This window comes from Amycolatopsis sp. NPDC051102, from assembly GCF_040682815.1.
GTDB lineage: Bacteria > Actinomycetota > Actinomycetes > Mycobacteriales > Pseudonocardiaceae > Amycolatopsis.
Window position 1 is genome coordinate 65,160 of the sequence record NZ_JBFBBT010000034.1, and the last position, 12,546, is coordinate 77,705.

The window sequence follows — 12,546 nt, forward strand, 5'->3', positions numbered from 1 at the left end:
CGCCGATTTTCTGGGGGAGGCATCGTGCGCGGCGTGGTCGTCGCACTCGGTGTCTCGATGGCCGTCGCGGCGGGACCGGCGGTCGCGTCCGCGGCACCGGCCGCCATCGACAAGGTTCCGACGCCGCAGCTGAGCTGGACCGACTGCGCGGACGGTTTCCAGTGCTCGAAGGCATCCGTGCCGCTGGACTACGACCGGCCGGCCGGCGCGAAGATCGACCTCGCGCTGATCAAGCTGCCCGCCACCGATCCCGCGCACCGGATCGGCTCGCTGTTCGTCAACTTCGGCGGCCCCGGCGCGTCCGGCCTGCAGCGGCTGCGCGAACGCGGCAAGTGGCCGTGGCTGTTCTCCGACGAACTGCGCGCGCGGTTCGACCTGGTGTCGTGGGACCCGCGCGGGATCGCCAACAGCACCGCGGTCCGGTGCTTCGACTCCGTGGCCGAGCAGCAGGCTTTCTTCGGGTCGTTCCCGGAGATGCCGGGCGACCCGAGCGGCAACGCGGCCTTCTACGCCAAGTCGAAGGAGCTGGCCGACCGCTGCTCGGCGAAGGCGGGCCCGATCCTGGAGCACGTCTCGACCGCCAACACCGCCCGCGACCTGGAGCTGCTGCGGCGCGCCGTCGGCGACCCGAAGCTGAACTACCACGGCATTTCCTACGGCACCCAGCTCGGGGCGACGTACGCGAACCTGTTCCCGAACCGGATCCGGGCGATGGTGTTCGACGGCACCATGGACTTCGCCGGCAACGCGACAGGTCAGAACGGCAACGGCAAGAGCGTCCCGCTGGACACCCGGCAGGACGTCGCGACCGGCATCGCGCAGACCTTCGAGCAGTTCCTGCGGCTGTGCACGGAAGCCGGCCCGAAGTGCGCCTTCTCCTCGGGCGACCCGAAGGCCAAGTGGGCGGCCCTCACCGCCCGTGCCAAGCAGGCTCCGATCGTCAGCAACGGCGAAACGTGGACCTACTCGGGCATCATCAACGCGGCCGCCGACCTGTCGGACTCGCGGGGCTGGCCGGACATCGCCGCGCTGCTGCAGCGGCTCTACGACGCCCCGGCGACGCCGGCCCTGCGTGCGGCCGCCGTCCAGGGTGAGCAGTACACCTCGAACCGCACCGAGGCGTTCAACGCCATCCAGTGCAGCGACAGCGACGTGCCCACCGACCCGGCGGTCTACAGCCGGTACGCCGAGTCGGAAGACCAGCGCGTGCCGTACTTCGGGCGGATCGCGGTGCTGGACATGATGAGCTGCGCGTTCTGGCAGGCGAAGGACACCGATCGCTACACCGGTCCGTGGAACCGCCCGACGTCGGCGGAGATCCTGGTGCTGAACAACCACTACGACCCGTCCACGCCGCTGCCCGGCGCTCGCGACGGCGCGGCGGAACTGGCGCGGGCACGGGTGTTCGTCACCGAGGGCTACGGCCACTCGTCGATGTACGTCCCGAGCACGTGCACCGAGAAGGTCAAGCGGGACTACCTGATCTCGGGCACCTTCCCCGCGGCGGGCAAGACCTGCACGATCGACGCCAGCCCCTTCGCGGGCTGACCGGGGCGGGCCTCGCCGGCGACGGCGAGGCCCGCCGCCACGAAGGCGTCCCGCGGGTGCTGCACCGAAGCCAGGCTGAGGATGTCGCGGCCGAACAGCGCCTGCGTCAGCCACCCGGCGAGGACGCGGACCTTGCGTTCCCAGGTGGGCACGGCGAGCACGTGGTAGCCGCGGTGCATCAGCCACGCGGGAAGCCCCGTGACGACCAGCTTCCGGTACTGGAAGATCCCGCGTCCCAGGCCGAGGGTCGCGATCGCGCCGAGGCTGTGGTGGACGTACGGCTTCGGTTCCCGGCCGCGCAGCGTCGCGATGATGTTGCGGGCCAGCAGCTTCCCTTGCCGGTAGGCGTGCTGGGCGTTGGGAACGGTCCGCGCGCCCGGCACCGGCGAGGCGAGGTCGGGCACCGCGGCGTCGTCGCCGGCGGCCCAGGCGCCATCGACGCCCTCGATCCGCAGGTCCGGCCGCACGACGAGGGAACCGCGTTCGTCGACCGGGAGGTCGGTGTGCCTGCTGACGACCGGGTTGGCGCCGTTGCCCGCGGTCCAGACGATCAGCCCGGCGTCGAACTCCTCGCCGGTCGAGAGCGTCACGTGGCCGTCCTCCGCCGACGTCACCAGGGTGTTCAGGTGGACGTGGGCACCGCGGCGTTCCAGTTCCCGCACGACCCAGCGGCCCGGCCGGGCGGTGACCTCGGGCAGGATGCGGCCCGACGCCTCGACGAGGTGGAACCGCAGTTCGTCGCGGTGCAGCTCCGGGTAGCGCTCGAGCAGCGCCGTCGCCAGCGACAGCAGTTCACCGAAGCCTTCGACACCCGAGAAGCCGCCGCCGACGAACGTGACGGTGAGCAGCTTCCGCCGCTGCGGTCCTTCGGGCAGCGCGGCGGCGCGGTCGAAGGCGGTGAGGAGCCGGTCCCGGATCGCCACGGCCTCTTCGACGTGCTTGAGGCCGATCGCCTGGTCGGCGACGCCGGGCACGGGCAGCGTCCGGGTGACCGCGCCGGCGGTGACGGCGATCAGGTCGTAGCTCCGTTCGAAGGCTTCGCCATCGGCGGGCCGGACGGTGACGACGCGGTGGGCGTGGTCGACGGCGGTCACCGTCCCGGCGACGACCCGGGTGCGGCGCAGGTGCCGCCGCAGCGACACGGCGGCGTGCCGCGCCTCCACCGAGCCGGCCACGACCTCGGGCAGGAACGGCTGGTAGGTCAGGTACGGGCGGGGGTCGACGAGGGTGACTTCGGCCTCGCCGCGCCGCAGCTTCTTTTCGAGCTTCCACGCGGCGTAGAAGCCGGCGTACCCACCACCGACGATCAGGATCCGGCGCATTTCGTCCTCTTTTCTCGCTTCACCCCCTGGACGAGGCAGCGGACGAGGACGTGACCGCGACCCGCGTCACAGTGAGGGCAAGCTGTTCGAGGAGCACGGGTTGGTGCGCGGACGGCAGCTGGGCGAACACGCGTGGATCGTCAGCCGCATGATCGCTCCCGGGTGAGGTCCGCCCGTTCGGCTTGACAGCGGGGGCGCCCGTCTCGCACTATGCGAACAAGTGTTCGATAAGTGTTCTGGGTTCGCCTGTGGCTTCCTCACGCGGGTGTCTCCGGTACGAGTACGTGGTGCTGGAGGTGGGCGGTGGCGGTGCCGGAGGCGTTGGCCGGGCTGGCGGCGATGCCGGGTGTCCGCACGGCCGCGCAGCTGCGCGAGCCGTCCCCGGACGCGGAGCTGCTGGCGGTGCTGCCCCCGCTGGCGGCGCTCCTCCCCGGCGGCGGTCTCCGCCGGGGCAGCACGATCGCGGTGCGCGGAGCGACGTCCCTGGTGCTGGCCCTGCTGGCGGCGGCCACCCGCGACGGTTCCTGGGCGGCGGTGACGGGCCTGCCGGAGCTGGGCCTGGCGGCGGCCGCGGAACTCGGCGTCGACCTGGAGCGGATCGCCCTGGTCCCGGACCCCGGAGCGGAGCTGGTACCGGTGGTCTCGGCCCTGGTGGACGGGTTCGACGTGGTGGTCCTCGGCCCGGCCCGCGGGGTCACCCCGGAGACGGCCCGCAGGCTGGCGGGCCGCGTCCGCAACCGCGGCACGGTCCTGCTGACGGCGGGCCCGTGGCCGGGCGCGGACCTGGAGCTGAAGGTGACGGGCCGCCGCTGGCACGGTCTCACCCAGGACGGCCACGGCCACTTGAGAACCCGCGACGTAGTGGCAACAACCCGCGGCCGCGGCGCAGCGTCCCGGCCGCGGACGGTCCCGTTGCAGCTACCGGGCCCGGCAGGAGCCGTCGCCGCCGGCGGCTCACCCGAGCGACGGCTGGTCGAGGTGGCCGGATGACCACCACCCCCACCGCCCCACCCCGCCAACTCAGCCGCACGCCCCACCAACCCCCCGAGATGCCCCTCCAATCACGCGTGATGCCTCCCCAATCACGCGAGATGACCCTCCAATCACGCGAGATGACCCTTCAGTCACGCGTGATGCCTCTTGGGGCACGCGAGATGTGGGCCGGGTCGCGCGTGATGCCCTTCCAGTCACGCGTGATGCCCCCTCAATCACGCGAGATGACCCTTCAGTCACGCGTGATGTCGCCTCAGTCACGCGAGATGCCGGTCGAGCGAATCGCCCGCGCGGCCGTCGCCTGGATGAGGGCGTCGGCTGGTGCGGGCTGCTCCGCGCGGGTCGCCCGCCCGGCCGGAGCGAGCGCGGCATCGTGGAATGAATGACGCGCCACGGCTGCTCGTCCTGTGGTGTCCCGACTGGCCGGTCGTCGCCGCCGGGGCCGCGGCCGGTACGCCGCCCGGTGCTCCCGCCGCCGTTTTCTCCGCCAACCGTGTCGTTGCCTGCTCCGCTTCCGCTCGGCGCAGCGGTGTCGGGCGGGGGATGCGGCGGCGGGATGCCCAGTCGCGGTGTCCGGAACTCGTCGTGCACCAGCACGATCCCGACCGCGATGCCCGGCTGTTCGAGCCCGTCGCCGCCGCGGTCGAGGCGCAGGCCGTCGGGGTCGAGGTCGTGCGGCCCGGGGTGGTCGCCGTGCCCGTCGACGGGGCCGCCGGGTACTTCGGCGGGGAGGCCGCCCTCGCCGAGCTGCTCATCGACGAGGTCGCCGCCCGGGCCGGGGTCGAGTGCCAGGTCGGGGTGGCCGACGGGCTGTTCGGCGCGACCCTCGCTGCCCGCCGCTCCGCCCTCGTCGCGCGCGGCCGGACCGCCGCCTTCCTCGCGCCGCTGTCGATCGCCGAACTGAACCAGCCCGGTGACGACCGCGGCGAGCTCGTCGACCTGCTCCGGCGGCTCGGCCTGCGCACCCTCGGCGCGTTTGCCGCGCTGGCCGAACGCGACGTCGCCGGCCGCTTCCCGAAGGACGCCGTCGTCGCCCACCGCCTCGCCCGCGGCCTGTCCGAACGCCCGCCGCTGCGTCGCGCCCTGCCGCCGGACCTGTCGGTCGTCGAGACGTTCGAGACGCCGCTGGCCAGGGTCGACGAAGCCGCCTTCGTCGCGAAGACGCTCGGCGAACGCTTCTTCGCCGTCCTGGCGAACCACGGGCTCGCCTGCACGCGCCTGGCCATCGTCGCCGTGACCGAAGCCGGCGAAGAACGCGTACGCGTCTGGCGTTGCGCCGAACCCCTCACCGCCCGCTCGACGGCGGACCGCGTGCGCTGGCAGTGCGAAGGCTGGCTCACCGCCCGCGACCGGCCGACGGCGGGGATCGTCCGGCTGCGCCTCGACCCCGAAGAGGTGGTCGGCGGGCAGGCGTTGCAGCTGCAGCTGGGATCGGTGGGCCGCGACGCCGACGCCGCCGAGCGCGCCGCCCGCGCCCTGGTGCGGATCCAGGGCCTGCTGGGCCCGGACGCGGTCGTCACCCCGCTGCTGGACGGCGGCCGCGGCCCGGCCGAACGTGTCCGGCTGATCCCGTGGGGCGAGCCGCGCCGCCCGCTGGCCGCCGACCGCCCGTGGCCGGGCCGGCTGCCCGCCCCCTCGCCGACGGTCGTGCCCCGCCGCCCGGTCCCGGCCGAGGTGCTCGACGCAGTCGGCGACGTCGTCCGCTGCACCACTCGCGGCGAGCTCGGCTACCCGCCGTCGACGGTCGCGGTCGACGGCGGCCCGGCGCGCCGCGTCCTCGGCTCGGCGGGCCCGTGGGTGGTCCACCCGGCCCTGCCCGCCCGCCGCGGCGAGCGGCCGCTCGTACGGGTGCAGGTGGTGCTGGAAGACGACCCCGACGGTGATATCGCGCTGCTGCTCACGGCTTCGGTCGGAAACGATCCACAGTGGACAGTAGAGGGATGTTACGACTGAGTTTTCTGCCGTGTGACGGACGTGACTTCACACCGTCCACAGTTGACACCGGGCGCGTCCCGCCGCAGGATCGAACCACGATATTCGTCCGTGTGTTCGAACAGTAGTCGCTGGCTTCCCCACAGCGAAATCGGTGGGAGCCTGCCTTGGCGTTCAACAATCCGCGCGTGCCGTGGTCCGAAGTGGAACGGATCGCTTCCGGACGCGCCCCCGTTCCCGGCGACGGCAGCGACGCCCCCGCGTGGTCGCGCAAACGCGAAGGGTATGCCGGTGCGCCGGCCGACCTCGAAGACCGGCGGGGCCGGGACGACGGCGGCGACCGGATCCGGGCGCCCTACGCCGAACTGCACGTCCACTCCAACTTCAGCTTCCTCGACGGCGCGAGTCACCCTGAGACGCTCGTCGAGGAGGCCGCCCGGCTCGAGCTCGACGCGCTCGTCCTCACCGACCACGACGGCATGTACGGCGCCGTGCGGTTCAACGACGCCGCGCGGGCGCTCGGGGTGCGCGTCGGGTTCGGGGCCGAACTCTCGCTCGGGCTGCCCGGTCCGCAGGCCGGGGTGCCCGATCCGGCCGGATCGCACCTGCTCGTGATCGCGCGGCAGCAGAGCGGTTACCACCGGCTGTGCCGGGTCATCTCCCGCGCCCAGCTCGCCGGCGGGGAGAAGGGGCGGCCGGTCTACGACTTCGACGAGCTCGCCGACGAGCTGGCCGGGCACGTCGTCGTGCTCACCGGGTGCCGCAAGGGTGCCGTCCGGCAGGCGCTCGACCGGCGCGGCCCGGCCGCCGCGCACGCCGAGCTCGCCCGGCTCGTGGAGCGGTTCGGGCGGTCGCACGTCGCCGTCGAGCTGATCGACCACCGGCAGCCCCAGGACGACACCGCCAACGACCTGCTCGACGCGCTGGCCAAGGACCTCCGGCTGCCGACCGTCGTGTCCAACAACGTGCACTACGCCCGGCCGGACGACGCCGGCGTGGCCGCGGCGGTCGCCGCTGTCCGGGCGCGGCGGTCGGCTGAGGAGCTCGAAGGGTGGCGGCCGCCGTCGGGGCAGGCGTTCCTGCGGTCCGGGATGGAACAGCGGCGCCTCTTCGAACGCCGCTATCCCGGTGCCGTCGGCCGGGCCGCTGTCCTGGGTGTCGAAGTCGCGTTCGACCTCAACCTCGTCGCGCCGGACCTGCCGCCGTTCCCCGTCCCGGCCGGGCACGACGAGATGTCGTTCCTGACCGAGCTGACCTGGCGCGGCGCGGCGAAGCGCTACGGCCCGCGTGAAGAGAACCCGAAGGCGTACGCCCAGCTCGACCACGAACTCGCCGTTATCGGCAAGCTCGGCTTCCCCGGCTACTTCCTCGTCGTCTGGGACATCGTCCGGTTCTGCCGGGAGGCGAACATCCTGTGCCAGGGCCGCGGCTCGGCCGCGAACTCCGCGGTCTGCTACGCGCTGGAGATCTGCCACGCCGACCCGGTCAAGTGGAACCTGCTGTTCGAGCGGTTCCTCGCGCCGGAGCGGGACGGGCCGCCGGACATCGACGTCGACATCGAGTCCGGCCGCCGCGAGGAAGCCATCCAGTACGTCTACGACAAACACGGCCGGTTCCACGCCGCGCAGGTCGCCAACGTCATCACCTACCGGGCGCCCTCCGCCATCCGTGACGCAGCGAAGGCGCTCGGGCACAGCTCCGGGCGGCAGGACGCCTACGGCAAGCTCGTCGACCGGTGGGGCGGTGTCGCCGCCACGAAACAGCAAGCCGCGGGGGCGATCCCGGACGACGTTCTCGACCTGGCCGCGCGGATCGAGGACTTCCCGCGCCACCTCGGCATCCACTCCGGCGGCATGGTCATCTCGAAGCAGCCGGTGTCCGAAGTGGTCCCGGTCGAGTGGGCGACCATGGCCGACCGCAGCGTGCTGCAGTGGGACAAGGACGACTGCGCCGCCGTCGGTCTGGTCAAGTTCGACCTGCTCGGCCTCGGCATGCTCTCGGCGCTGCACCACATGCTCGACCTCGTCGCCGAGCACCACCGGACGCCGGTCGACATCGGGAAACTCGACCTGGCCGACCCGGCGGTCTACGACATGCTCTGCGAAGCCGACGCCGTCGGGGTGTTCCAGGTCGAGTCCCGCGCCCAGCTCGCCACGCTGCCCCGGCTTCGGCCCCGCGAGTTCTACGACCTCGTCGTCGAGGTGGCGCTGATCCGGCCCGGCCCGATCCAGGGCGGCTCGGTCCACCCCTACATCCGGCGCCGCCGCGGCGACGAGGAATGGGAACACGCGCACCCGCTGCTGGCCGCGTCCCTGGACCGCACCCTCGGCGTGCCGCTGTTCCAGGAGCAGGTGATGCAGATGGCGGTCGACGTCGCGAGCTTCACCCCCGCCGAAGCCGACCAGCTCCGCCGCGCCATGGGCGCCAAACGCTCCAGCGCGAAGATGAAAGCCCTGATGGCCCGGTTCTTCGCCGGCTGCGAAGCCAACGGCCTCGACCGCGAACTCGCCACACGCATCTTCGAACAGATCCACGCCTTCTCCGGCTACGGCTTCCCCGAAGCGCACTCGATGTCCTTCGCGCTCCTGGTGTACGCGTCGGCGTGGTTCAAGCGCTACTACCCGGCCGCTTTCTGCGCCGGGCTGCTGCGCGCCCAGCCGATGGGCTTCTACAGCCCGCAGACGCTGGTCGCCGACGCCCGCCGCCACGGCGTCCACATCCGCGAACCCGACGTCAACACCAGCCTCGCCCACGCCACCCTCGAACCCGATCCGGGCAGCACCGGCGGTGTCGCGCTCCGGCTCGGCCTCGCCGGGGTCCGCCACCTCGGCGATGACGCGGCCGAGGAGATTGTCGCCGAACGCGAGGCGCACGGTCCGTACGCGAGCATCGGCGACCTGGCCCGCCGCGTGCCGCTGAAGAAGAACGTGGCCGAAGCCCTGGCCACGGCGGGGGCGTTCAGCGGGTTCGGCGGCGACCGGCGGCAGGACCTCTGGGCCGCCGGCGCGGCCGCGGCCACCCGGCCCGGTCACCTGCCCGGCCTCGCCCCGGGGCTCGACGCGCCCGCGCTGCCCGGGATGACGCGGCTGGAGGTGACGGCCGCGGACCTGTGGGCCACCGGCGTGTCCCCGGACAGCCACCCGGTGGAGTACCTGCGCGGGCTCCTCGGCGAGCGCGGCGCGATCACCGTCGCCGAGCTCATGCAGACCGAAGACGGCACGCGCGTCTGGGTCGGCGGCGCGGTCACCCACCGGCAGCGGCCCGCGACGGCCGGCGGGATCACGTTCCTGAACCTCGAAGACGAGACCGGCATGGCCAACGTCCTGGTCTCGCCCGGGCTCTGGCACCGGCAGCGGATCGTCGCCCGCACCAGCTCCGCGCTGCTCGTCCGCGGCCACGTGCAAGCCGCCGAAGGAGTCGTCACGCTCGTCGCCGACCGCCTCGAAAACCTCGAACTCCCGATGCGGAACGGGCCCTCGCGCGACTTCCGTTGACTTTCGGGCCCCCGCAGTGGTTCTCTCGCTGAGAGCGCTCCCAGTCATCCGTTCGTGCCCGACGAGTGAGGATGGACCTTCCATGACAGTTCGACGTCTGCGCTGGGCAGCGTGGCCGGTGATCGCCGTGCTCGCCGCGGCGGTACCGGCAGCCGGCACCGCCGCGGCGGCGGCCACGCCCACGGCGACGGTCACCGTCAACGCCCGGGCCGGGCTGGCCACCGTGCCGGACACCGGGATCGGCATCAACCACGCGGTGTGGGACAGCCAGCTGGGCACCGACCAGGTGGCCGACCTGTACGGCGCGGCCGGCGTCCGCACGATGCGCTACCCCGGCGGTTCCTACGGCGACATCTACCACTGGAAGGACAACACCGCGCCGGGTGGGTACGTGGCGCCGAACACCGATTTCGACACCTTCATGGGCGGTGTCCGGAGAGCCGGCGCCCAGCCGATCATCATCGCCAACTACGGCACCGGCACGCCGGAGGAAGCCGCGGACTGGGTGCGGTACGCCAACGTGACCAAGGGTTACGGCGTCAAGTACTGGGAAATCGGCAACGAGCTCTACGGGAACGGGCACTACGGCGCGAACTGGGAAGCCGACAACCACGCGGACAAGAGCCCGGCGGCCTACGCCAACGGCGTCGTCGCCTACGCCGACGCGATGAAGGCGGCCGATCCGGGCGTCAAGATCGGCGCCGTCCTGACGACCCCGGCGAACTGGCCGGACGGCATCGTCGGCTCCGGCGACACCGCCACCTGGAACCAGACCGTGCTGTCGATCGCGGGCCCGCACATCGACTTCGTCATCCTGCACTGGTACCCCAGCGGCTCGACGGCGGCCGAAGCCCTCACCAAGCCGGAACAGATCGACGACATGATCTACCTGGCGCGCGACCAGATCACCCGGTACGCGGGCCCGAACTCCGGCCGCATCGGCATCTCGATGACCGAAACCAACACGCCGGTCGGCATGGACACCCAGCCCGGCGCGCTGTTCGCCGCCGACACCTACAGCTCGCTGCTGGAGAACGGCGTGTTCACCGTCGACTGGTGGGACACGCACAACGGCGGAACGAAACTGTCCACTGTGGCCGGTTATCCGGACTACGGCGACTCCGGCCTGCTTTCCAGCGCGACCTGCCTGGAAGGCGGCGCCTGCGAGCCGGCGCTCAACACGCCGTTCGCGCCCTACTACGGCCTGAAGATGCTGAGCACCTTCGCACGCCCGGGTGACCAGTACGTCCGGGCGGGTGCGGACGACCCGCTCGTCGGCGCGCACGCCGTCCGGCGCCCGGACGGCGACCTCGCCGTGCTGCTGCTCAACAAGGACCCCGACCAGGCCAGGACGGTGACGCTGGACTACGCGGGCTACACCCCGGCCGCCGCCGCGCCGCAGGTGTTCACCTTCACCAACGGCGCGACGTCGATCAGCAGCGCCACGACCGGCACGAGCACGTCCCAGACGCTGCCGCCGTATTCGCTGACCACCCTGGTCCTGCACCCGGCGGCCACCGTGTCCGCCGGCCCGGGCGCACCCGGCCGCCCGGTCGCGACGGCGACCGACCGGACCGCGGCGATCAGCTGGCCCGCGGCCGCGCCCGGAGCGCACCCGATCGCGAAGTACGAGGTGTACCGGCAGCTCGGCGCCGTCAGCGAACAGTGGGGCGAGACGGCCGGTACGTCGCTTGACGTCGGCAACCTGGTGCCGGGCACCAGGTACACGGTCAACGTGCTGGCCCGCGACACGGCGGGCAACGTGTCCGCGGCCTCCCCGCCGTTGACGTTCACCACCGGCGCACCGGCGGCGAGCACCTGCACGGTCAAGATCAGCGACGTCAACGACTGGGCGAGCGGCTTTGTCGGCGGCATCCACGTCACCGGCACCGGCGTGGTGGGAGACTGGACGTTGACGTTCAACTGGCCCACGGCGCGCCAGCGGCTGACGGGTGGCTGGAACGGCACGTGGGCCCAGAACGGGACGACGGTGACGGTGTCGTCGCCGGCCCCACCGGCGGCCGGCGTGGACGTCGGGTTCACCGCCGACTACAGCGGGCCGAACATCCTGCCGTCGGCGTTCACCCTCAACGGCGTCCTCTGCGCACTGGGCTAGCGCGCGGATTCGACGCGTTCGCGAACAGCCCGGAGTTCTTCCCCGACGACCGCCATCTGGGCGTCGACCGCCGCGGGGTCGGTGTCCTCGGGGAAGAACAGGCTGAAGATCAGTTCGGCGCCGGTCTGGTTCGGCACCGCGCGGGTGAACAGGCCCACGGTGGGGGCATCGGCGCTGACCACGTCGACCACCCCGTGGGCCGCCGCGACGCGTACGGCCACGCGTCGCGGGCCGGCTTCGGTGCGGACCTGCCAGACGTCGTCGTGGTCGTGGTCGACGGCGGAGGCGAAGCCGGGCGCCCATTCGGGCAGGTGGCGCGGGTCGCCGAGGTACTCGACGACCCGCGCGGGCGAGGCGGCGATGGAGATGGTGCGGGTTTCGGCACGGGCAAGGGTCATACCCGAACGATACGCAGGTGCTTATCATTTGTCCAAGCGTAAAATTCGCCGGGTGAACGAGGACGACGATCTGGGCGCCCTCTGCGCCGGCGCGGGACGCGCCCTGGCCGAAGCCGAACGGCCGGTACTGGAGCGCCACGGGCTCTCGATGTGGCAGTACGTGGTGCTGTCGGCCCTGGCCCCCGGAGCGGCGCCCAGCCAGCTGGTACTGGCCCAGCAGATCCGCTACGACAAGACCAGGTTGATCGGCCTGCTCGACACCTTGGAAGCGGCGGGTCTGGTGGCCCGAGAGCCGGACCCGACCGACCGCCGGGCGAGGGTGGTGCGGTTGACAGCAGAGGGAGCTCGTCGGCACGCGGCGGTGCGGGCGGCGATCCGCGAGGTGGAGGAGGGCAAGCTTGCGGGGCTGCCAGCGGAGACCCGGCGCCTGCTGCGGTCAGGCTTGGCGCACCTGGCGAACACGGACTGACCGCATCGGCGGCCGGTCCGGGGCGGGTGGTGCACGGCCGACGCGAGGGGCCCCGACGCGAACCGGCGATCGGCGGCATCCCGCCCTTGATCCCAGAGGCGAACCGGCGGCCGGCAGCGCAAGCGGACCACGGCGTCACCAGACGCGAACCGGCGGCCGGCAGCGCGAGCTGAGGACGGCGTCACCAGACCTCCCCCGCCCCTCATCCCAGCCGCTTTTCAGTCGACGGTCGGGTTTGTCAAGGCACGCTTTTGAAGTGCTCCGAAGATTTCGG

General features: G+C 72.4%; 9 protein-coding genes. 6 read left to right on the plus strand and 3 right to left on the minus strand.

All coding sequences use genetic code 11. The features are described from left to right. Positions 1-24 precede the first annotated feature (24 nt). Entirely contained in the window at positions 25-1,548 is a 1,524-nt protein-coding gene (locus tag AB0M93_RS45940) for an alpha/beta fold hydrolase (protein WP_364286865.1), read from the plus strand. On the opposite strand, the gene AB0M93_RS45945 is transcribed toward AB0M93_RS45940, so the two are convergent. Beyond that, a complete protein-coding gene (locus AB0M93_RS45945) occupies positions 1,476-2,870 on the minus strand; it encodes an NAD(P)/FAD-dependent oxidoreductase (protein ID WP_364286868.1) in 1,395 nt (464 codons plus the stop codon). The genes AB0M93_RS45940 and AB0M93_RS45945 overlap by 73 nt on opposite strands. 303 nt (positions 2,871-3,173) lie before the next feature. Between AB0M93_RS45945 and AB0M93_RS45950 the strand changes: the two genes are divergently transcribed. Beyond that, positions 3,174-3,860, plus strand: coding sequence for a hypothetical protein (locus AB0M93_RS45950; protein WP_364286870.1), 687 nt, complete (start codon positions 3,174-3,176; stop codon positions 3,858-3,860). A gap of 256 nt (positions 3,861-4,116) precedes the next feature. Here the strand turns inward: AB0M93_RS45950 and AB0M93_RS45955 are convergent, their stop codons facing one another. Continuing rightward, the gene (locus tag AB0M93_RS45955; RefSeq protein ID WP_364286897.1) at positions 4,117-4,257 is read right to left on the minus strand and encodes a hypothetical protein; all 141 of its coding nucleotides are present in this window, start codon (positions 4,255-4,257) and stop codon (positions 4,117-4,119) included. Here AB0M93_RS45955 and AB0M93_RS45960 point away from each other — a divergent pair. From AB0M93_RS45960 to AB0M93_RS45970, 3 genes are all read left to right on the plus strand, one after another. Then, a complete protein-coding gene (locus tag AB0M93_RS45960) occupies positions 4,242-5,816 on the plus strand; it encodes a DNA polymerase Y family protein (RefSeq protein WP_364286873.1) in 1,575 nt (524 codons plus the stop codon). The genes AB0M93_RS45955 and AB0M93_RS45960 overlap by 16 nt on opposite strands. A 146-nt stretch (positions 5,817-5,962) precedes the next feature. Then, entirely contained in the window at positions 5,963-9,289 is a 3,327-nt protein-coding gene (locus AB0M93_RS45965) for an error-prone DNA polymerase (RefSeq protein WP_364286876.1), read from the plus strand. Positions 9,290-9,371: 82 nt separating this feature from the next. Beyond that, on the plus strand, positions 9,372-11,405 hold the full coding sequence (locus tag AB0M93_RS45970) for a cellulose binding domain-containing protein (protein ID WP_364286879.1): 2,034 nt from the start codon (positions 9,372-9,374) through the stop codon (positions 11,403-11,405). Here AB0M93_RS45970 and AB0M93_RS45975 read toward each other — a convergent pair. Continuing rightward, positions 11,402-11,803 (minus strand): SRPBCC family protein, encoded by a 402-nt coding sequence (locus tag AB0M93_RS45975; RefSeq protein WP_364286882.1) that lies wholly within the window; start codon positions 11,801-11,803, stop codon positions 11,402-11,404. The genes AB0M93_RS45970 and AB0M93_RS45975 overlap by 4 nt on opposite strands. Before the next feature lie 52 nt (positions 11,804-11,855). On the opposite strand from AB0M93_RS45975, the gene AB0M93_RS45980 reads away from it, so the two are divergent. Further along, the gene (locus AB0M93_RS45980) at positions 11,856-12,272 is read left to right on the plus strand and encodes a MarR family transcriptional regulator (protein ID WP_364286885.1); all 417 of its coding nucleotides are present in this window, start codon (positions 11,856-11,858) and stop codon (positions 12,270-12,272) included. Positions 12,273-12,546 lie beyond the last annotated feature (274 nt).

Bases quoted from the DNA above. Each gene is read 5' to 3' on its own strand.
- AB0M93_RS45945 (WP_364286868.1), bottom strand. From the start codon at position 2,870: ATGCGCCGGATCCTGATCGTCGGTGGTGGGTACGCCGGCTTCTACGCC.
- AB0M93_RS45970 (WP_364286879.1), top strand. From the start codon at position 9,372: ATGACAGTTCGACGTCTGCGCTGGGCAGCGTGGCCGGTGATCGCCGTG.
- AB0M93_RS45975 (WP_364286882.1), bottom strand. From the start codon at position 11,803: ATGACCCTTGCCCGTGCCGAAACCCGCACCATCTCCATCGCCGCCTCG.
- AB0M93_RS45960 (WP_364286873.1), top strand. From the start codon at position 4,242: ATGAATGACGCGCCACGGCTGCTCGTCCTGTGGTGTCCCGACTGGCCG.